Origin of the sequence: Streptomyces sp. R-07 (assembly GCF_049913175.1) — a bacterium.
GTDB lineage: Bacteria > Actinomycetota > Actinomycetes > Streptomycetales > Streptomycetaceae > Streptomyces.
In genome coordinates this window covers 8271017-8291692 of record NZ_CP183978.1, presented here as the reverse complement: position 1 = coordinate 8291692, position 20676 = coordinate 8271017, and the positions used below count along the sequence as shown (strand labels likewise).

The 20676-nt window shown below is 71.8% G+C and carries 18 protein-coding genes and 1 pseudogene; 11 read left to right on the top strand and 8 right to left on the bottom strand.

Annotated elements, in window-relative coordinates; translation table 11 throughout:
• Positions 1-346: 346 nt before the first annotated feature.
• A pseudogene (locus ACN9M0_RS37840) lies at positions 347-1026 on the top strand (IS110 family transposase); the annotation flags it as partial.
• On the opposite strand, the gene ACN9M0_RS37835 reads toward ACN9M0_RS37840, so the two are convergent.
• From ACN9M0_RS37835 to ACN9M0_RS37825, 3 genes are all read right to left on the bottom strand, one after another.
• Entirely contained in the window at positions 984-2579 is a 1596-nt protein-coding gene (locus tag ACN9M0_RS37835) for a GAF domain-containing protein (RefSeq protein WP_366041095.1), read from the bottom strand. The pseudogene ACN9M0_RS37840 and the gene ACN9M0_RS37835 overlap by 43 nt on opposite strands.
• A 113-nt stretch (positions 2580-2692) precedes the next feature.
• Positions 2693-4057, bottom strand: coding sequence for an MFS transporter (locus ACN9M0_RS37830; protein WP_366041094.1), 1365 nt, complete (start codon positions 4055-4057; stop codon positions 2693-2695).
• Positions 4058-4163: 106 nt separating this feature from the next.
• Positions 4164-4958, bottom strand: coding sequence for a 3-hydroxybutyrate dehydrogenase (locus ACN9M0_RS37825; RefSeq protein WP_426405128.1), 795 nt, complete (start codon positions 4956-4958; stop codon positions 4164-4166).
• 400 nt (positions 4959-5358) lie between these two features.
• On the opposite strand from ACN9M0_RS37825, the gene ACN9M0_RS37820 reads away from it, so the two are divergent.
• The 7 genes from ACN9M0_RS37820 to ACN9M0_RS37790 all read left to right on the top strand — a co-directional run bounded on the left by ACN9M0_RS37820 (position 5359) and on the right by ACN9M0_RS37790 (position 13952).
• Complete coding sequence (locus ACN9M0_RS37820; RefSeq protein ID WP_426405127.1) at positions 5359-6852, top strand: extracellular catalytic domain type 1 short-chain-length polyhydroxyalkanoate depolymerase; 1494 nt, start codon at positions 5359-5361, stop codon at positions 6850-6852.
• A gap of 170 nt (positions 6853-7022) precedes the next feature.
• On the top strand, positions 7023-7826 hold the full coding sequence (locus ACN9M0_RS37815) for a CoA transferase subunit A (protein WP_366041092.1): 804 nt from the start codon (positions 7023-7025) through the stop codon (positions 7824-7826).
• Positions 7826-8485 (top strand): CoA transferase subunit B, encoded by a 660-nt coding sequence (locus ACN9M0_RS37810; protein ID WP_426405126.1) that lies wholly within the window; start codon positions 7826-7828, stop codon positions 8483-8485. Before ACN9M0_RS37815 ends, ACN9M0_RS37810 begins: the two co-directional genes overlap by 1 nt.
• Before the next feature lie 177 nt (positions 8486-8662).
• Positions 8663-11476, top strand: coding sequence for a class IV lanthionine synthetase LanL (gene lanL, locus ACN9M0_RS37805; RefSeq protein WP_366041090.1), 2814 nt, complete (start codon positions 8663-8665; stop codon positions 11474-11476).
• A 205-nt stretch (positions 11477-11681) separates the two neighbouring features.
• A complete protein-coding gene (locus tag ACN9M0_RS37800; protein ID WP_366041089.1) occupies positions 11682-11837 on the top strand; it encodes a VenA family class IV lanthipeptide in 156 nt (51 codons plus the stop codon).
• 130 nt (positions 11838-11967) lie between these two features.
• Positions 11968-13101: an ATP-binding cassette domain-containing protein gene (locus ACN9M0_RS37795; RefSeq protein WP_366041088.1), complete on the top strand. Its 1134-nt coding sequence runs from the start codon at positions 11968-11970 to the stop codon at positions 13099-13101.
• On the top strand, positions 13098-13952 hold the full coding sequence (locus ACN9M0_RS37790; protein WP_366041087.1) for an ABC transporter permease: 855 nt from the start codon (positions 13098-13100) through the stop codon (positions 13950-13952). The genes ACN9M0_RS37795 and ACN9M0_RS37790 overlap by 4 nt, the downstream gene beginning before the upstream one ends.
• A gap of 14 nt (positions 13953-13966) precedes the next feature.
• Here ACN9M0_RS37790 and ACN9M0_RS37785 read toward each other — a convergent pair whose 3' ends face one another.
• Positions 13967-14311, bottom strand: a complete 345-nt coding sequence (locus tag ACN9M0_RS37785; RefSeq protein WP_366041086.1) for a hypothetical protein — start codon at positions 14309-14311, stop codon at positions 13967-13969.
• 247 nt (positions 14312-14558) lie between these two features.
• On the opposite strand from ACN9M0_RS37785, the gene ACN9M0_RS37780 reads away from it, so the two are divergent.
• On the top strand, positions 14559-15599 hold the full coding sequence (locus tag ACN9M0_RS37780; protein WP_366041085.1) for a vWA domain-containing protein: 1041 nt from the start codon (positions 14559-14561) through the stop codon (positions 15597-15599).
• A 70-nt stretch (positions 15600-15669) separates the two neighbouring features.
• Here the strand turns inward: ACN9M0_RS37780 and ACN9M0_RS37775 are convergent, their stop codons facing one another.
• Positions 15670-16281 carry an HAD-IA family hydrolase gene (locus tag ACN9M0_RS37775; RefSeq protein ID WP_366041084.1) on the bottom strand — a complete coding sequence of 204 codons (612 nt, stop codon included), beginning with the start codon at positions 16279-16281 and terminating at the stop codon, positions 15670-15672.
• Positions 16282-16526: 245 nt separating this feature from the next.
• On the opposite strand from ACN9M0_RS37775, the gene ACN9M0_RS37770 reads away from it, so the two are divergent.
• Positions 16527-17834: an MFS transporter gene (locus ACN9M0_RS37770; protein WP_366041083.1), complete on the top strand. Its 1308-nt coding sequence runs from the start codon at positions 16527-16529 to the stop codon at positions 17832-17834.
• 158 nt (positions 17835-17992) lie between these two features.
• On the top strand, positions 17993-18895 hold the full coding sequence (locus tag ACN9M0_RS37765) for an NAD-dependent protein deacetylase (RefSeq protein ID WP_366041082.1): 903 nt from the start codon (positions 17993-17995) through the stop codon (positions 18893-18895).
• Between the two features lie 69 nt (positions 18896-18964).
• On the opposite strand, the gene ACN9M0_RS37760 is transcribed toward ACN9M0_RS37765, so the two are convergent.
• The 3 genes from ACN9M0_RS37760 to ACN9M0_RS37750 form a co-directional block, all read right to left on the bottom strand.
• Entirely contained in the window at positions 18965-19438 is a 474-nt protein-coding gene (locus ACN9M0_RS37760; RefSeq protein ID WP_399694973.1) for a hypothetical protein, read from the bottom strand.
• Between the two features lie 9 nt (positions 19439-19447).
• Positions 19448-19696, bottom strand: a complete 249-nt coding sequence (locus tag ACN9M0_RS37755) for a hypothetical protein (protein ID WP_366041080.1) — start codon at positions 19694-19696, stop codon at positions 19448-19450.
• A gap of 106 nt (positions 19697-19802) precedes the next feature.
• The gene (locus tag ACN9M0_RS37750; RefSeq protein ID WP_426405125.1) at positions 19803-20639 is read right to left on the bottom strand and encodes an SDR family oxidoreductase; all 837 of its coding nucleotides are present in this window, start codon (positions 20637-20639) and stop codon (positions 19803-19805) included.
• Between the last annotated feature and the right edge of the window lie 37 nt (positions 20640-20676).

Sequence of the window (20676 nt, the reverse complement as noted above, 5' to 3'; positions counted from 1 at the left end):
AGCAGTTGCTCGGCGCGCAGGAGACCGCTGAACAAGGTCGAGCTGGACGGGCACATCTCGAACGTCGGCACCTGCTGGTTCTTCCCCGCCGCCACCTCCGTCGTCTTCGACCTGGGGGCACGCCTGCCAGGGGCCTGCGGGCATTCCGAGAGTGCGGCGTGCAGTGCTCACGGAACCGGCTGCCGGCCGTTCACCACACGGATGCCGTTCGGGTGTTCCAGCTCGCCGTCGAGCGCGGTGCCCGCGCCGGCCGCTAAGACCGGGTCCTACATGGTCAGTTTGAGGAGCCGTTTGTAGCAGCAGAGTGCGGCGGCGAGGCCAAGAAAGGCGGACGCCGCAGGTGGGTGGGGCCGCTCTGACCCGTCACCTGCGGGCCGAGGGCATCGAGGTGACCGAGGTCAACCAGCCTGACAAGGCCGCCCGACGCCGTCACGGCAAGACCGACGCCATCGACGCTGAGGCCGCCGCCCGCGCAGTGCTGACCGGACGCGCCACCGCCGCGGCGAAGACCGGCGACGGACCAGTCGAGATGCTCCGGCTGTTCAAGCTGGCGAAGGGGTCCGCGATCAAGTCCAGGACCCAGGCGATCAACCAGCGCAAAAGCGTCCTGGTCTCAGCTGACTCCGCTCTCCGCGAGTCGCTGGCCGGGCTGAGTAACCCGCACCTGTTCAAGCGGTGCGCCGACCTGGACCCCCAGCACGCGAGAGGGCCGGCCGGGGCCGCCCGTTACACCTTGAGGCTGCTGGCCCGCCGCATCCAGCACCTGGCCGAGGAGATCGACGACCTCAACAAGCGGATAGCCGAGGCCGTCGAAACCAGTACGCCAGGTCTGCTGGAAGTCCGCGGCGTCGGCCGGACAGCGCCGCTGCCCTGCTCATCTCGACTGGCGACAACCCTGAGCGACTCGTCAGCCAGGCGTCCTCCGGGAAGACACAGCGACGCAGGCTGAATCGAGGCGGCGACGGCCAGGCGAACGCCGCTCTCTACCGTATCGTCCTCAGCCGTCTGCGCTGGGACGAGCGCACGACGTGGCCGTGCCGGATGCCCGCCAGACCGCCGAGCCGGCGGGCTGTGCGGGCGGTCTCGGCGGCGAGCCGCGGGCGGAGGGCCGGCTCGCTGTCGAGGACGGCGACGGCGTGCGGGTGCGTCAGGTCGACTCCGAGGCGACGGGCACGCAGCGCGAGGTTTCCGCCGTCCCAGCGCGGCGAGGCGGTGGGGTCGGCGAGGAGGTCGTCGAGCAGTTCGCCGCGTACCCGGTCCTCGGTCTCGGCGACGGACCGCCGCATGAGGAGCAGCATCGCGGTGACCAGTGCGGCGCGTTCGTACAGGCGCCGGTCGGCCTCGGGGAGGTCGGCCCGGCCGGTCAGGACGATGCTCCCCAGTGATTCCGTACCGGCCAGCACGGCGCAGGTCCAGACGCCTTCGGCGTGGATCGCGCGGCCGTCGGTGCGCGACGCCGCCAGGGTCTCGGCGGAGGGCGTGACCGGTCCGGTGCCGGACCGGGCCAGCTCGCTGCCGTCGGTGTCGTGGACGGCCACTCCCCCGCGGAGCAGCGCCGCGATCTCCGCCGCCACGTCGTCGATGCCCGCGCCGCGCAGGACGAGTCTGGTGAGGCGGTCGTGGGCGTCGGAGGCCAGGTGCAGCGCCTCGCCGTGGGCGCGGGCCGTCGCGTTGGCGGCTTCGAGCCGTGTGAGGGCGTTGCGGGTCTCCTCGAGACGGCGGGCGCTGTCGATCGCGACGGCGGCGTGGTCGGCGAGCGAGCCGAGGAGGGCGATGGCGTCGGGGGTGAACTCGCGCGGGGTGCGGTCCGCGGCGAAGAGGACGCCGATGATCTCCTCCCCCAGCCTCAGGGGGACTCCCAGGATGCCGCGGAGGCCTTCTTCGGCGACGCCGTCGTCGATGGTTCCGGTGTGGCGGTAGCGGTGGTCGGTGCGGTAGTCCGTGCTGGCGTACGGGCGCGCGGTCTGCGCGACCAGTCCGCCCAGGCCTTCTCCCATGCCCAGGCGGAGCTGCTGGAACGCCGCGGACACGGATCCGTCGGTGACGCGCATGAACGTGTCGTGGGCGAGCGGGTCGTTGAGGGTGAGGTAGGCGATGTCGGAGCCCAGCAGGGTTCTCGCCCGGCGGACGATGGCCCGGAGCACGGCATCGAGGTCCCGCAGCCCGGCCAGGTCGCCCGCGGTGTCGAACAGTGCCACGAGCTCCGCCTCCCGGCGGCGGTACTGGTCGAGTACGCGCCGGACGGCGAGGGCGGTGTCGGTGGTCTCCTCGATCCACGGGATGTCCGGCGCGGTGACGCCGGCCGCGCGTGAGCGGGCGGCTTGGGAGGCGAGTTCCTCGGCGGGCGCGTCGGCGGCGAGGAGGTCGAGCAGACGGCGGGCGGCCCCCTCGGCGGGGGCAGACGTCCGAACAACCGCCGGTACGGACGTCCGGACCTCCGCGTCGACAAGGGCAGGTGACCGGGCGGCCCTGCCGGTGCGTACGGACCCCTGGCCTTCCGCCTCGGCAGGTACGGACGTCTGACGTGCCGACTCGGCTGATGTGGACGTCTGGGCGTCGGCTCGGTGGCCGGCGGTCATGGGGCCTCCTCGCGGCCGTGTACGGGGGAAGGCGGTGGTCCACCGCTTGGCCCGGTCCGCCGCGTTCATGCCCGTCAGGGCGGCGGACCGGGCTGCTCACGGTTGCTGCGGTGCTATGCGCGGTCCCCCGCGGGGACCGCGGGCGCGCCCGCCGGCTCCTCGTCCCGCGAGCTGCGGAGATCACGGCCCCGGGTCTCCCGGGTGACCGCCACGGTGATGGTGGTGATCACGGCGGCCACGCAGAGGTAGACGCTGATGGGGGTCGAGGAGTCGTAGTCCTTGAGGAGTTCCACGGCGATGATCGGGGCGAGGGCGCCGGCGACGATCGAGGCGAGCTGGGAGCCCATCGAGGCGCCGGAGTAGCGGACCTTGGTGTCGAACATCTCGGAGATGAACGCGGCCTGCGGCCCGTACATCGCGCCGTGCAGCAGCAGCCCCGCGGTGACGGCCAGGGCGATCACGGGGAACGACTTGGAGTCGAGCAGTCCGAAGAACACGAACGCCCAGGCGGCCATGCCCACGGATCCGATCAGGGTGACCGGCCGCCGTCCGACGCGGTCGGACAGCGCGCCCCACAGGGGGATGGTGACGAAGTGGACGGCGGAGCCGATGAGGACGGCGTTCAGGGCGGTGCTCTTGGGCAGTTCCAGGTGGACGGTGACGTACACGAGGAGGAAGGAGGTCAGGATGTAGTACGAGATGTTCTCGCCGAAGCGGGTGCCGATGGCCGACAGCACCTCGCGCCAGCTGCGCCGGAACACCTCGACGACCGGGGCCTTCTCCTTCACGCCCTGGGCGGCAGCGGCCTCGGCCTGGGCCTGGGCGGCGAGGAAGACCGGGGACTCGGACACCGACACGCGGATCCACAGTCCGATCAGGACGAGGACGCCGGACAGCAGGAAGGGGATGCGCCAGCCCCAGGCCTGGAAGGCCTCCTCCGACTGGAACGCGGCGAGCAGCGCCAGTACGCCGGTGGCGAGCAGGTTGCCGCCCGGGGCGCCGGCCTGCGGCCAGGAGGCCCAGAAGCCGCGGTTCTTGTCGCCGCCGTGTTCGGAGACGATCAGGACGGCGCCGCCCCACTCGCCGCCCAGTGCGAAGCCCTGGACGAGGCGCAGCACGGTCAGCAGGATCGGGGCTCCGGCGCCGAGGGTCTCGTAGGTGGGCAGCAGGCCCATCGCGAAGGTCGCGCCGCCCATCATCAGCAGGCTGACCACCAGCAGCTTCTTGCGCCCGATCTTGTCGCCGAAGTGGCCGAAGACGATCCCGCCCAGCGGTCGGGCGGCGAAGCCGATGGCATACGTGATGAACGCGATCAGCGTGCCCACCAGCGGGTCGGCGCTGGGGAAGAACAGGGTGTTGAACACGAGGGCGGCGGCCGAGCCGTACAGGAAGAAGTCGTACCACTCGATGGTCGTGCCGATCAGGCTGGCGGCGACGATGCGGCCGATGCCGCCTCTCGGCGTGGTGGTGTCAGACATGGGTTCACCGGGTTTCACGAACGGGACGGGGCGGAGGAAGGGGGTGGTTCAGGGGTGCACCGGGGTACGGGCGTGGTGCGGGTCGGTGCGTGGCGACCGCGGTGGGTCAGCCTGCGGTCCAGCCGCCGTCGAGCGGCAGGGAGGTTCCGGTGAGGTAGCCGGAGTGCGGGCCGCACAGCCACAGGACGGCGGCGGCGACTTCTTCGGTCTCCAGGAGCCGCTTGACGGGTGAGCGCGCCAGCATCACGTCGGAGAGCACGTCGCCCTCGCTGATGCCGTGGGCGGCGGCCTGGTCCCGTACCTGGCCCTCGACGAGGGGGGTACGGACATATCCGGGGTTGACGCAGTTGCTGGTCACGCCGTGCGGGGCGCCTTCGATCGCGGCGACCTTGCTCAGCCCCTCCAGGGCGTGCTTGGCGGCGACGTAGGCGGACTTGTAGGCGCTGGCCCGCAGCCCGTGGACGCTTGAGACGTTGACGAGCCGGCCCCAGCCCCGGTCGTACATGTGCGGCAGGACGCGGCGCATCAGCAGGAACGGAGCGGTGACCATCACCTTCTGGATCAGTTCGAAACGCTCCGTGGGGAACTCCGTGAGCGGGGCCACGTGCTGCAGGCCGGCGTTGTTGACCAGGATGTCGACCTCGGTCGGCAGGAGGTCGATGGCGGCCGCGTCCGCGAGATCGGCCACATGGGCCTGGCCGCCGGCGATCTCCGCGACCGCCTTGGCCGCCCCGGCGTCCCGGTCGACCACGTGGACGGCGGCTCCCGCCTGTGCCAGGGCGAGCACACTGGCCCGGCCGATGCCGCTGCCGCCGCCGGTCACCAGGGCCGTACGACCGCTCAGATCGAGCGCCGCGGCAGGTGGCGGCAGCGGAATCGGCGTGGGAAATGTGTTCGTCATGGCCGGAAACAGTAGGGAGAGCCCCCGGCTCGTCCCATGTCATCAGCCGCCATAAACCACTGCCCAGGGGTGGTGGTTTCAGCCATGAGCCGCGCCATGAGCCCTGCGATGGGACACGCGATCGGACCCGCGATCGGACCCGCGATCGGACCCGCCATGAACCATGTCATGGCCCAAGCCATGGGACCGGGTGGGGCGGGCGCTCGCGGTACCCGGGTCGTCTCCGGGGCGGCCATGGATCGCTGTCACACAGGGCCGCCGCCAAGCCTGTTTGCCCCGCCCATGTCAGCGTCGGCGCGGGCGCCCCGATGATTCACGCCACACCGACCGCCACACCGACCGCACGGTCGCAGGCCGACATCGGTGCACCCCGTGTCCACCACCACAGGAGGCAGTCGTCATGGGACAGCCGCACCCTCCGTTCCGCTTCACGAAGAGCCGCCGCCTCGTCAGCGGCATCCGCCGCTGGGTCACCGCCGCCGCGGGGGCGCTGGCCCTGACCGGCGGCCTGGTCGCCGTCGGCCCGCAGGCGTCCGCCGCCGGTCTGACCCAGGTCTCCGGCTTCGGCTCCAACCCGGGCAACCTGTCCATGTACGCCTACGCGCCCGACGGGTTGCCGTCCGGCGCTCCGCTCGTGGTCGCCCTGCACGGCTGCACGCAGAGCGCGAGCGACTACTACGCGCACTCGGGCTGGCCGACGTTCGCCGACCGCTACGGCTTCGCGCTGGTCCTCCCGCAGACGAGCAGCGGCAACAACTCCAACTCCTGCTTCAACTGGTTCGAGCCGGGCGACAGCGCGCGCGGTCAGGGCGAGGCGCTGTCGATCAAGCAGATGGTCGACAAGGCCGTCGCCCAGTACGGCAGCGACACCCGGCGGGTGTACATCACCGGTCTCTCCGCCGGCGCCGGCATGACCGCGAACATGCTCGCCGCCTACCCCGACGTCTTCGCGGGCGGTTCCATCGACTCCGGGCTGCCCGCGTTCTGCGCGAACAGCGTGTCCACGGCGTACACCTGCATGTACAGCCCGCCGGACAAGAGCCCGGCGCAATGGGGTGCCCTGGTGCGCTCGGCCGCCCCCGCCGGCACCACGTCCTGGCCCCGGGTCGCGGTCTGGCAGGGCACCGCAGACACCACCGTCAAGCCCGCCAACGCCACCGAGCTGCGTGACCAGTGGACCGACGTCTGGGGCATCGGCCAGACGCCCTCCCGCACCGAGAGTCTCGCCGGGGGCACCACGCTGAGCGAGTACGACGACGCCTCCGGCGCGCCGGCCGTCCAGGTCTACTCCGTCTCCGGCATGGCGCACGGCCTCGCGGTCGACCCGGGCAGCGGCCCGGATCAGTGCGGCAGCACCGGCACGTACTACCTCGACACCATCTGCTCCAGCTACCACACCGCCCGCTTCTGGGGGCTCGACGGCGCCGGCCAGGAGCCGGGCCCCGGTTCCCTGCCCGCCCCCACCGGTCTCGCGGTCGCCGCGGTCACCGACACGACCGCGTCCCTGAGCTGGAATTCGGTGGCCGGCGCGGCCTCGTACCAGGTCTACCGCGGCGGTACGAAGACGGGCACCACCACCTCGACCGGCTACACCGACACCGGCCTGGCCACCGGGACGGCGTACGGCTACACCGTCGCGGCCGTCGGCGCCTCGGGCGCGGCGGGCCCGGTCTCGGCGGCCGTGACCGCGACCACCACCGGTTTCACGCCGACGTGTCACACGGCCACCAACTACGACCACACGGTCGCCGGACGCGCCTACCAGAGCGGCGGCAACACCTACGCCACGGGCTCCGGTCAGGCCATGGGGCTGTGGAACACGTTCACCACGCACACCCTCGAGCAGACCGCGCCCGGCTTCTACGTCGTGGCGGATTCGGGCTGCCCGGCCTGACCTCACGCCCCCCGGTGGAGGTGGTGGTCACCACCTCCACCGGGGGTGATGTGTGGATGGCAGCCATGGTCCCGCCTCCGGCGCCTGCCTAGGCTCGCTGCCCGTCGGTTGTGGTGGCACCGGCCCTGACCAGCACGGTCGGCCCGGCTGCCCGAGGGAAAGGGACCTGAATGGGTCTGGACAAGACAGTCGCGAGCACCGCGGAGGCGGTGGCCGACATCCCCGACGGCGCCTCGCTCGCGGTGGGCGGCTTCGGGCTGTGCGGCATACCCGGCTCGCTCATCGACGCTCTGTGGCAGCGTCAGGTGCGGGACCTCAGGATCGTGTCGAACAACTGCGGCGTCGACGACTGGGGCCTCGGGCTCCTGCTCGCGGCCGGGCAGATCTCCCGCATGACGAGTTCGTACGTGGGCGAGAACAAGGAGTTCGCCCGCCAGTACCTGAGCGGAGAGCTCGAGGTCGAGCTCGTGCCGCAGGGCACCCTGGCGGAGCGGCTGCGGGCCGGCGGCGCCGGGATCCCCGCCTTCTACACCCCCGCCGGAACGGGCACCCAGGTCGGCGAGGGCGGACTGCCCTGGCGGTACGACACTGGGGGCACCTCCCGGACGGAGTCTGGGGGAGGGTCGGTCGCGGTGGCCTCACCGCCCAAGGAGACACGGGAGTTCGACGGTCGCCCGTACCTGCTCGAACACGGCATCACCACCGACTTCGCGCTGGTCCGCGCGACCATCGGCGACCGGCACGGCAACCTCGTCTTCCGCTCCTCCGCCCGCAACTTCAACCCGCCGGCCGCCATGGCCGGCCGCATCACCATCGCCGAGGTGGACCACCTCGTCGAACCGGGCGAACTCGACCCCGACGAGGTCCACCTCCCCGGGGTCTTCGTCCAGCGCATCGTCCGGATCACGCCCGGCGATCCCGCCGCCGAGCGGCGCATCGAGCGCCGTACCGTCCGACAGGAAGGCGACGTCTGATGGCTCTCACCCGTGTGCAGATGGCGGCCCGCGCCGCCCGCGAACTGAGGGACGGTTCGTACGTCAACCTCGGCATCGGGCTGCCCACCCTCGTCCCCAACCATCTGCCGCCCGGGATCGAGGTGGTCCTGCAGTCCGAGAACGGCATCCTGGGCGTCGGCCCCTACCCGGCGGAGGACGAGCTCGACGCCGACCTCATCAACGCCGGCAAGGAGACCGTCACCACCCGGCGCGGTGCCTCGTTCTTCGACTCCGCCCTGTCGTTCGGCATGATCCGGGGCGGCCACATCGACACCGCGATCCTCGGCGCCATGCAGGTCTCCTCCGGCGGCGACCTCGCCAACTGGATGATCCCCGGCAAGATGGTCAAAGGCATGGGCGGGGCGATGGACCTCGTCCACGGCGCCGGCCGGGTCATCGTCCTGATGGAACACACCGCGAAGGACGGCACCGCCAAACTCGTGGATGCCTGCTCCCTGCCGCTGACGGGCCGGGCCGTCGTCCACCGCGTCATCACCGACCTCGCCGTCATCGACATCACCCCGGGCGGCTTCGTCCTCGCCGAACTCGCTCCGGGCGTCACCGTGGAGGAGGTCCGGGCCGCCACGGCCGCGGACCTGGCCGTAGCGGCCGACGTCGGCGGCGTACGGGCGGGCTGAACGGACACGAGCGACGGACACGAGTGTGCGCCGCCCGCTGCGCCGGGCGCGCCTCTCGGGAGAGGTACCGCGTCGCGCGCTCGCTGGATGAAGTGAATCCGGAGGGGTGTGTGTTGGTCCGCTTATGTCACCGGGCACGTTCCCGCCAGCGGTTCTCACCGTTGAGAGGGACACGCAATGACGAGCCACGCTACCGAAGTCGAGTTGGAAGGCCTCCTCCGCGAGGCGCTGCACGCCACGGGTACGGGTGCGCGCTGGGCGGTCGAGGCGGACGAGATGTGGTGCCGGGTCGCTCCGCGCTCCGGGACGCGGCGTGAGCAGGGGTGGAAGCTGCACCTGTCGGCGACGGCCGCCTCCGCACCGGCCGTCCTCACGAAGGCCCTGGGCGTGCTGCTGCGGGAGGGATCGGGGTTCAAGTTCGCCCGGTCCCTGGAGCAGGTGAGTGCGCTCAACTCCCGTGCGACGCCGCGCGGAAGCTCGGGCAAGTTCATCACCGTCTACCCGCGCTCCGACGCCGAGGCGGCCGGGCTCGCGCGTGAGCTGCACGGGGCGACGGCGGGGCTTGCCGGGCCCCGCATCCTGTCCGATCAGCCCTACGCCGTGCGCAGCCTGGTGCACTACCGCTACGGGTCCTTCGTCGGCCGGCGGCGGCTGTCGGACGACGGTCTGCTGGTGTGGTTCATCGAGGACCCCGACGGCAATCCCGTGGAGGACAAGCGCACCGGCCGGTACTCCCCGCCGCCGTGGGCGGTCTGTCCGTTCCCCGCCGCGGTGCCTGTGGCGGTGGCGGGGAACGGTGGGGACGCGACGAGTCGTCCGGTGGTGCTCGGTGGTCGCTTCGCGGTACGGGAGGCGATCCGGCAGACGAACAAGGGCGGCGTGTACCGGGGCGGCGATGCCCGTACGGGTGCGGGCGTCGTGATCAAGGAGGCCCGGCCACATGTGGAGGGCGACGCCTCCGGCGGCGATGTCCGGGACTGGCTGCGCGCGGAGGCCCGGACGCTGGAGAGGCTCAAGGGCACGGGGCTGGCTCCGGCAGCGGTGGCCCTGTTCGAGCACGGCGGGCACCTGTTCCTGGCCCAGGACGAGGTGCCGGGCGTGACGTTGCGTACCTGGGTGGCCGAGCACTTCCGTGACGTGGGAGGCGAGCGCTACCGCGCCGACGCGCCGGCCCAGGTCGCGCGCCTGGTGGACCTGGTCGCGGCGGCACACGCCCGCGGTCTGGTCCTGCGGGACTTCACGCCGGGCAATGTCATGGTCCGCCCGGACGGCGAACTGTGCCTCATCGACCTGGAGCTCGCCGTGCACACGGATGAGCCCGCGCTGCCCACACGTGTGGGGACGCCCGGGTTCAGTGCACCCGAGCGGCTGTCCGACGCGCCGGTCTGTCCGACGGCCGACTACTACAGCCTCGGCGCCACCGCCTGCTTCGTCCTGGCCGGGAAGGTGCCGAACCTGCTGCCCGAGGAGCCTGCCGGCCGGGCGGCCGAGCAGCGGCTCGCGACGTGGCTGTCCGCCTGCAGCGGGCCGCTCGGGCTGCCGGACGGCATCGTGGACATGATCCTCGGGCTGATGCGGGACGATCCCGCGGAGCGGTGGGACCCGCTCAGGGCCCGCGAGGCCCTGCGGAAGGCGGAACCGGCGGCGCGGCCAGGAGACGCGGCGAGGTCCGCGGTGCGATCGGGAGGCGAGGGCACGGAGGAGGCCGCCGTGACGCCGGGGCCCGACAGCGCGGCGGGGGCCGCCGTACAGCCTGGCGCCAGGAGCACGGCGGAGGCTGCCGTACGGCCCGGGGCCTCGACCGTCGCCCACCCCGTACGGGACAGCGGGGCGCAGGATGACCTGGTGGCCCGGTTCGTGGACCACCTCATCGGCTCGATGACTCCGTCGGACGACCGGCGGCTGTGGCCCGTCTCCACCCTGGCCGGCGAGAGCGGCCCCTGCACCGTGCAGCAGGGCGCGGCCGGTGTCCTGGCCGTACTCACGCGGTACTTCGAGCTCACCGGCGACCCGCGACTCCCCGGGCTGCTCTCCACGGCGGGCCACTGGATCGCGGACCGCACCGACATCCGGTCCACCCGCCCCGGCCTTCACTTCGGCGGCCGCGGGACCGCCTGGGCGCTCCACGACGCCGGATGCGCCATCGACGACCGGCGGCTCACCGACCACGCGCTGGCTCTGGCGCTGGCACCGCAGCAGGTGACGCTCCATCACGACATCACCCACGGCAGCGCGGGCAGCGGGCTCGCCGCCCTCCACCTGTGGCAACGCACCGGTGATACGCGCTTCGCGGAACTGGCCGTCGAAGCGGCCGACCGGCTGACCGCCGCCGCCCGGCGCGATGCGGCCGGGGTGGGCTGGCCGGTTCCCGCCGAAGCCGATTCCCCGGAGGGCGGCAAACGCTACCTCGGCTTCGCCCACGGCGCGGCGGGCATCGGCTTCTTCCTCCTCGCCGCCGCGGACCTCTCGCGGCACCCCGCTCACCTGGCGCCGGCCATGGAGGCCGGCGAGCAGCTGCTGGCCGACGCCGTACGCGTCGGCGAAGCGGCCCAGTGGCCCGCCCAGGCCGGTGACGTGCCCACGGCCCCGTACTGGTGCCACGGCGCGGCGGGCATCGGTACCTTCCTCGTCCGGCTGTGGCAGGTCACCGGGGACGACAGGTTCGGCGACCTCGCCCGCCGCAGTACGCACGCCGTCACGGAACGCGCCTCCCGCGCCGCGCTCGGCCAGTGCCACGGACTGGCGGGCAACGGCGACTTCCTCCTCGACATGGCCGACGCCACGGGCGATCCGGTCTACCGGACGAGGGCCGAGGAACTGGCCCGCCTCGTCCTGGCCGAAAGGGCCCATCGCCACGGCCAGGTGGTCTTCCCCACCGAGTACGGGGACGTCTCGACCAGCTGGAGCGACGGGTCCGCCGGGATCCTCGCCTTCCTCCTGCGGATCCGTCACGACAGCCCCCGGCACTGGACGGTCGATCCGGCGGTCTGAGCCACGGAGGCACGCGGGCACGGTCACACGCCCTTCCCCAGGAGTACGCCGGAGGCCTCGACCGGCCGGCACGACGCGTCCTGCGTCGTCCCCTCGGCCCGCCTCCCGCGGACCCGTCCCACAGACTCCCGGCGCTGGACGGTCCAGATGCCGGGCCGAGCGGCAGAAGAGTGCTGCCGCCACCTCACAGTAGAAGGAGAATCCCATGGAGAACCAGGACCTCGAACTGCTGGCCCGCCTCCACGCCCTTCCCGAGACCGACCCCGTCGGCGTCGACGGAGTGCCGTTCGCCGCGACGTGCGAGTGCGTCGGCCTGCTGACCCTCCTCAACACCGTCTGCGTCGGCATCAGCTGCGCCTAGGACAGGCGGCAGCACACCATCCGGCCGGCGGCTGTCCCGGGCAGCCGCCGGCCGGTACCACCAGGGGAACGGCCGCCTGCTCCGCAACGTGGACGCGGGTCGGCGGACCCGGAGACGAGGACCAGAGCACATGCAACGACACGCCGATGACGACGATCTCGCCCCACCGGCCCCGAGAGCGGCCGCCCCCGCGCGTCCGCACGCCGCACAGTCCTCTCCGGAGCCCGCGTACGCCGTGCGTACGCGAGGTCTGGTCAAGAGCTACCCGGGGCCGGAGGGCACCGTCACCCACGCCGTACGCGGCCTGGACCTGGAGGTGCGACAGGGCGAGACGTTCGCCTTCCTCGGCCCCAACGGCGCGGGGAAGTCCACCACGATCGCCCTGCTGTGCGCCCTGGCCCGCCCCAACGCCGGTCACGCCACCGTGGCCGGTGCCGACGTCGTCACCCAGCCCCACGAGGTGCGTCGACGGGTCGGCATGCTCTTCCAGCACAGCGCCGTGGACCCGGATCTGACGGCCGAACAGAACCTCTACATCCACGCGCGTCTCTATGGTCTGTCCCGCCGTCACGCCCGCCGGCGCGCCGCCGAGGTACTGGAGACGGCCGGGCTGACCGACCGGCGCCGCTCCCCCGTACGCACCCTGTCCGGTGGCATGCGGCGGCGTCTGGAGATCGCCCGCCAGCTGCTGCACGCACCCGGCGTGCTGTTCCTGGACGAGCCGACCACCGGGCTCGACCCCCATGCCCGCGCCCAGGTCTGGGAGCACCTGCGCGCCCTGCGGGAGCGGCACGGCAGCACGCTGTTCGTCACCACCCACTACCTGGAGGAGGCGGAGAACTGCGATCGCATCGCCATCATCGACCGCGGCCGGCTGGTGGCACAGGGCACGCCTCGTGCGCTGAAGGCCGCGATCGGAGACGACCGGGTCGTGCTGCGCACCGGCGACGACGCGGCGGCACAGGAGGTCGTACGCCGCGTCGCGCCGGCCGACAGGGCCGTCACCGTCGAGGCGGACGGCATCTGGCTGCGGGTTCCGGGCGGCAGTGCCTGGATCCCCCGCCTGTGCGCGGCGCTGGAGGCACACGGCATCGCGGTGCGCGCGGCTTCCGCGACCCCGCCCACGCTCGACGACGTCTTCTTCCACCACACCGGCCGCAGCCTCGACGCGACGGAACCGGACCGGACGCGCGTCACGCCTGCGCCCACAGCTACGCCTGCGTCTGCGTCTCGGGCCGCGGCAGAGACCGGCGGCGGCCGATGACCAGCCTCACCGGGACGTCCTCGGTCACGCCCCGCCCCGAACGGGCCACCCGCCTGCGGCACGAGCTGCGCGCGGTCCACGCGCTGATCCACCGCGATCTGCTGCGCCTGGCGGGCCAGCGCACCCACACCGCGCTGATGCTGCTCCACCCCGTGCTCTACCTCTTCATCCTCGGAGGCGGACTGGCCGCCCTCATCCCCCGCTCCTCCCTGGGTGTCGGCTATCAGACGTACCTCTTCCCGGGCATGCTGATGATGACGGTGCAGACCCCCGCCATCATGGTCGGCATCCGGCTGATCACCGACCGGGAGAGCGGCTACCTGCGAGAGCTCCTGATGGCCCCGGTCCACCGGTCCACCCTGCTCCTGGGGAACTGCGCGGGCGGCACCCTGACCGCCGCCGTCCAAGGCTCCGTCCTGCTCAGCCTGGCCGGCGTGGTCGGTCTGCCCTACGACCCGCTCCTCCTCGTGCTGCTTCTCGGCGGCATGATCCTGGCATCCTTCACCATCACCGCCCTCGCCCTGGCCCTGGCCGTGGGCCTGCGCCGAGCCGAGACGTTCCACACCCTGCTCGGCCTGGTGATGATGCCGCTGCTGTTCCTCTCGGGCGGGTTCTTCCCCCTCACGGCCCTGCCCGGCTGGGCCCGCACGCTGTCCGACGTCAACCCCCTCGCGTACGCGGTGGACCTGCTGCGCCGCACCATCGCCCTCCGGGTACCGGACCAGGCGGCCGCCGCCGGCCTCGAATGGGCCGGCCGGCAACCACCCCTCCTCCTCGAAGCCGTCCTGCTCCTGACGAGCGGCACCATCGCCCTGCTGTGGGCCGCGCATCGCTTCGGCCACCCAGAATGACCCCCTGAGACGCGTCAGAGGCGGTCGAACCTGCTGAGCCACCGCCGGAGCACCTGGTGTGTGGTGTCGTCCAGCGTGCACAGGGCTTCGACGGCGTCGCGGTCGCCCGGCAGGGGCGCGATGCCCGCCGTGGTGAGAGCGGCGTGAAGCTCCAGCCGGCGGCGGTCGGCCGGCGCCAGGTGAACGGCCGGGTGGCTGGAAAGCGCGGTCACCGGCGGCGCGTCGACACGGCGGGCGACGGCCTCGCGGACCGTAGGCGGCTCCTCCTGCCGATCGTCGATGTACACGGCGGGGAATCGGTACGGGTCGAGGTCCACCAATGCCGCCGGAGTCGCGGTGACAGCCTGGAACACGGTCATGAATGCCTCCTCAGTCGTCGTGCAACCTGAACAGGACGACGGCAGTGTGGCCGGGAACAGTTGCGGCACGGGAGCACATCCACCCGGTTGTCCCCTACGCCATCTCGTCACAAGACAGATGACCTGACGAGTCGCCAGGCTAGGGCGGAGAACCGCGCCTTCGTGGCCGCCCACCGGCGGCCGAGGTCGATTGTCAGTGGTGGGTGAGACGGTAGGAGCATCACGTCGGAAAGAGGGGGAAGCTGTCTTGTCCGGAGCGCAGAACTACATCAATCACGTCGCCCTTGTACTGGACGCCAGTTCGTCCATGTCGCACCTGAGCCGCAAGGTCGTCGAAGTCGCCGACCAGCAGATCGCCTATCTCGCCCGCCGGTCGAGGGAACTGGACCAGGAAACCCGCGTCACGGTGTACGTCTTCGCGGACAAGGTGGAGTGCGTCATCTACGACAAGGACGTGCTGCGAATGCCGTCGTTGAAGCAGTTGTACCGGGCCGGTGGAATGACGGCTCTGCTGGCGGCCGCGCTGAAGTCGCAGGGCGAGCTGGCGCAGACGGCCCAACTGTACGGGGACCACAGCTTCCTGACGTTCGTACTGACCGACGGACAGGAGAACGCCAGTCACCGTTGCCCGGACGCCCCGGCCGGAAAGCCGAGTGAACTGGTGAAGGCCGTGGCCGACATGATCGCGGCGCAGCAGGACAACTGGACGCTGGCTGTCCTCGTGCCGGACCAGATGGGCAAGCGCGAGGCGATGAACTGCGGTTTCCCGAAGGAGAACATCGCCATCTGGGACGCCACGAGCACCCAGGGTCTCGAGGAGGCCGGGCAGGTCATCCGGGAGGCCACCGAGAAGTTCATGGTGGGCCGCACCCAGGGGATCCGTGGATCGCGGGCGGTGTTCTCCACGGGGGCGGAGGCGGTCAACAAGGACACCATCAAGGCGGCCGGTCTCACGCCGGCGAAGCCGTCGGAGTACCAGTTGATTCCGGTGGCCCGTGACGCGGCGATCCGCGAATGGGTCGTCGAATCCGGGCACACGTACCGCACGGGTTGCGCGTTCTACCAGCTGAGCAAGCCGGAGAAGATCCAGGCGCGGAAGCAGATCGCGGTACTGGAGAAGAAGACGGACCGGGTGTTCACGGGGCCGCAGGCCCGGGCCCTGCTGGGCCTGCCGGACGTGGAGACGCGAGTGAAGCCCGACCACAACGACGACTTCACCATCTTCGTGCAGAGCACCAGCGTCAACCGGAAGCTCGTCCCCCAGACGCGGCTTCTCCTCATGGTCTGACACGAAACCCGCCCAGCCACGGAATTCGGACGAGCGCCGACCACCTGGAATGCGGGGGTCGGCGCTCGGCTCAAGGGCGGCTGTCGAGATGGGCAGCGATACGTGCGATGGTGCGGGCATTGTCCTCGAAAAGGTGCGCCTGCATGCCCGCCGCCCGTGCCGCCGCGACGTGGACCGCCGCGTCATCGATGAAGAGGCAGTTCTCCGGACGGACGTCCAAGGTGGTCCATGCGGCCTCGAAGGCAAGCAGGTCGGGCTTCTCGATGCCTATTTCATGCGAGTAGACGATCTGCTCCACGAGCTCGTCGAATCGATAGAGCCCCGTCTCCCGTTCCCGGGCGCCGACGAAACTGTTGCTCAGGATGCCCAGCCTGCACCTACCGTGCAGTCCTCGCACATAGTCGATGAGCTCTTCGTTCGGGGTCCCGAGATACTCCGTCCAGAGATCGTCCATGAAAGCGTCGATTTGGGGGCCGGAAAGACCCAGACGGGCCGCCACCTGCGCGTGCACCTCTTGCTCACTGATGTTCCCGACACTGCCGGCCTGCCACACATCGCGCATCCGCTCGTTCACGGTGCCGCGTGGCAGGGAGAGTCGCTCTTCCCACCGTTGCACCCATCCCGTTTCCGGCGTCATCTCCAGCACGCCGCCGATGTCGAGAATGACGCAGGTCGCGGTCACGCGAACTCCCCCTCTTCGTCCTGACCCGATCTGCGAGCACCCTGCCGGCTCGCATGATCGGCAGGGACACTGTCATCTCTCCCTCCGGGGCGTGGTCAAGCGATCTTCGAAGCCTGTGACAGCCCTGTCGCAATCCGACGGCCCGGCCCGACAAAGCCGGATGACTCCGGACCGCGGCTCACGAATCGGGAAATGGTCCACACCGCTCGGAGGGTCCTGAAAGGGGCGCTGCCAGCCTGCACCCCGTGATCGGGACGGGCTCCAAGCAGCGGACATCCAGGGCAGTGGCGCCGTACGGTCCGCAGCGTGCTCTGATCATCGCGAGCTTCGTCAGTCGGGTGGGCAACGGGCTGTTCAACACCGCCGCGGTGCTCTGCTTCACGCTGGTGGTGCACCTGCCCGCCGCGCAGGTCGGTGTCGGCCTCACGATCGCCGCGGTGACCGGGTTGCTGGCCGGTATCCCGGCAGGGAACCTGGCCGACCGATACGGGCCGCGCACGGTCTGGCTCGCCTCTCTCGCGATGCAGGTCGCGACGATGGCCGCCTTCGTCTTCATCGACAGCTGGGCCACGTTCACGCTCATCGCCACCCTTGACCGGTTGGCGGCAACGGTGGGCGGCGCCGCAGGCGGTGCGCTCATCGCCCGTGCCGGTGGCGAACGCCCGGCCGCGTTCAGGGCGAGACTCCGTACCTTCGTCAACCTCGGCGTGGTCCTGGGCACGCTCGGCGCCGCCTTCGCCGTCTCCGTCAACACCCGCCCTGCCTACACCGCGCTCATCCTCGCCAATGCCGTCAGCTTCGCCTGCGCCGGACTGATCGCCCTGATCGGCGTCCCGAACTACCGGCCCCTGCACCGTCCCAAGGAGCACCGCAGCTGGGCCGTCCTGGCCGACCGGCCGTATGTGTCGTTCGTCGCGCTCTACGGCGCCATGGGCCTGCAGTACCAGACCGTCTCCCTGCTCCTGCCGCTCTGGCTCTCCGCTCACACCGACGCGCCCCGCTGGACCGTGGCGGCCGTCTACGCGGTCAACAGCGGGGTGTGCGTGCTGCTCCAGAGCAGGATCGGCTCCCGGGTGGAAACGCCGCGCCAGGGCGGCCGGGCCTTCCGCGTCGCCGGGCTGCTCTTCCTGGTCAGCTGCCCCTTGATGGCGCTGACCGCGGACGTTCCGTCCTGGGTCGCGCCGGGGGCTCGCCATCCTCGCCGTCTGCGTGCACAGCCTCGGAGAGGTGTGGGAGTCCTCGGCCGGCTTCGCGCTCGGCTTCGGTCTCGCCCCCGACCACGCCCAGGGGCAGTACCAGGGCCTCTTCGGCATCGGCTTCGACGCAGCTCAGGCCTTGGCCCCGGTGATCCTCACGGCGGTGGTCCTCGGGCTCGGGCACACAGGCCGGCTGCTGCTGGGCGCGTTCTTCGCGGCTCTGGGGCGGGAGGCCCGCTGGTCGCCGCGTGGGCGGAGCGCACCCGTCCCGCGGGCCAGGATCCTGCCTGCGCTGCACATGGCGGGTCGAGCGAAGCCCCGCTGCTCGACGCCGAGGAGAACCGTTCCAGCAGGTGACCCCAGACACCGGCGCCAAGCGGTCAGGGCCGGCGCTCGCAGCGCCTCCCGCCGGAGAAGCCGGGGCCCGGCAGGACGACCGCTCGCCCGCTGCGGGGCGGCCCCGCCGGGGGCTTGCTGGGAGGCGGTTCTCGGCGGGTGTTCCGTACCCTGGCGGCATGCGTATGCGGCCCACTCTGACCTGGACCCCCGACGAGGACCTGCCACCGGGTACGACGGACCTGGGGCCGGTCGCCGACGCCCTGGGCGCCGGCGGTGCGCTGGTGCTCAGTGGCGCCGGCATCTCCACGGAGTCGGGCATCCCCGACTACCGGGGCCGGGGCGGGAGCCTGAGCCGGCACACCCCGATGACGTACCAGGACTTCACCGGGAGCACTCAGGCCCGGCGCCGGTACTGGGCGCGCAGCCACCTCGGCTGGCGCACCTTCGGCCGCGCCAGGCCCAACGACGGACACCGGGCCGTGGCCGCCTTCGCCCGGCGCGGCCTCCTCTCGGGCGTGATCACGCAGAACGTCGACGGCCTGCACCAGGCAGCCGGCAGCGGAGGGGTCGTGGAGCTCCACGGCAGCCTGGCGCGGGTCGTCTGCCTCGCCTGCGGCACGTACAGTCACCGCTCCGAACTCGCCCGGCGGCTGGAGGAGGCCAATGCCGGCTTCGAGCCGGTGGCGGCCGGGATCAACCCCGACGGTGACGCCGACCTGACCGACGAGCAGGTCGGAGATTTCCGGGTGATGCCCTGCGCGAACTGCGGCGGCGTCCTCAAGCCCGACGTGGTCTTCTTCGGCGAATCCGTCCCGCCCGAGAGGGTCGAGCACTGCCGTGCACTGGTCAGTGAGGCGGCCTCACTACTGGTTCTCGGCTCCTCGCTCACGGTGATGTCAGGGCTCCGGTTCGTCCGCCAGGCCGCCCAGGCCGGGACACCGGTACTGATCATCAACCGGGACCCGACCCGCGGCGACCGGCACGCCCTCACCCGCATCGCGCTCCCTCTCGGCACAGCCCTCACGGCCCTCGCCGAGCGGCTGGGCGTCCCGGCCGACGACGGGGCACGACTGGACTGAATGTCCGCCGGCCGCGCAGGGGCCACCGGATCCTCGGTCCGGGGGCCTTCTCCTCTGGCCGGTCGGCGCTCAGGGAGACGCCGCGATCCAGGCGTCGAGCTGTTCCTGCGTCGTGGCCGGGTCGGCCACCAGTTCGGCCAGGGTGTCGTCGGCGCGATGGCGGGTCGAGACCGCCGGGCAGCGCAGGCAGGCGGCGATGCCGGTCTGGGTCCACCACTGGCACCGGGTCCGCAGGTGACACCGTGGGACGGAACCGTCCTCGCGCGCGACCGGCCGCGACAGTACGCGCTCGACCAGCGTGCAGTCGGCGCCCCTGCGGTTCACGCAGTCGCTCACGCAGTGCGAGGCGAAACGCAGGATGCGGCGCGGTTCGATGCCCTCGGGCACCTCGCCGAGCACCTCGGACGCCGGCACCGGATCGGCCAGGTAGACCACGCCTCCGTCCTGCCCGGACCGTACGCCCAGGACGACGGACTCCGGCGTGTGCGCGTCTCCGCTGGGACACCACGTCTGCATCGGCTCGCTCCCGCCCACGGTGGTCACCTCCCCGCCTCAGCAGGCAGCGCGGTTCGGGAGCCGCGTCGCCTGGCCGCCGGTGTTGCCGCCGATCTCGGCGGCCCCGTCCTGCCGCTCCAGCTCGGCGGCGACGCCGATGCTCTCCTTGAGCTGGGCGACCGTCGTGATCCGATCGGACCTGGCCGGCGCCGACTCGCTCTCCGCGCCGGCCACCACGGCCACAAGGCCGGCGGCCAGCAACGCGGCAGCCCCGGCCGCAGCCGCCCTACGCGTCGGACTCTCCATGACGTACTCCTGTCTCGCGGTGGTTGGGAGTCAGGAGCGTAGGTAGGCCGAACACCCGCGAACGGCACTCGACGGCGGCAACCTCCCGGCAGTTCCACCGACAACATCAGTCGTCGGCGGCTTCGGGGCGGAGGAATTCCCTGACTCCCCGGAGCAGGGTGGCCAATTGGCGCTGGGTCTTGCGGCCGTCGAGGACTACTCGGAGTCCCCCGGACAGGTCGGTGTCGGCGCGGCGCCCGGTCACCAGACGGGAGGCGTCGAGGCCGTCGCGCTGCGCGATGAGCGTGCCGAGTTCGTGGCGGGTGACGGCCTCCGGCCCGGCGAGGTGGAAGACGCCGACCGTGTCGGACCGGGTGAGTTCCCAGAGCGCGGCGGCCAGGTCGCGCACGTGGACGGGACAGCGGACGTCATCGGTGAACAGGACACCGCGCCGCGTGCCTGCCGCGAGCTCGTGCACCCGGCGCTCGTGCTCGGACCGGCCGTCACCGATGATCAGCGAGGTCCGCGCGACGACCGCGTCCGCGCACCACAGCCGTACGGCGGTCTCGACCGTCGCCTTCGCCGCCCCGTACGGGCTGACCGGGTCGGGGAGGCACGTTTCGTCGTACAGGTCGCGGCGCCCCGAGAACACGGCGTCGGTGGAGACGTGAACCAGCCGGACGCCGCGCTGCGCCGCGGCCTGGGCCAGCCGCATGCCGCCTTCGGCGGTGACCGCCCAGTCGGCCCCGCCGCTGCTCGCGTTGATCACCGCGCTCGGATCCACGGCATCCAGGACCTCTCGCAGGCGGGCGGGGTCACGCAGATCGAGGCGGTGCCACGACGCACCGGCGGCTTCACCGGGATGAGAGCGGAAGGTTGCGGCCACATCCCCACCCGCTGAACTCCCCTGGTGGGCCAGCTCGGTGCCGAGGTAGCCGCTGCCGCCGACAATCAGTACCGTCATGCCGTCCGAGGCTATGCCGGCGAGCGCGGTCCGGGGA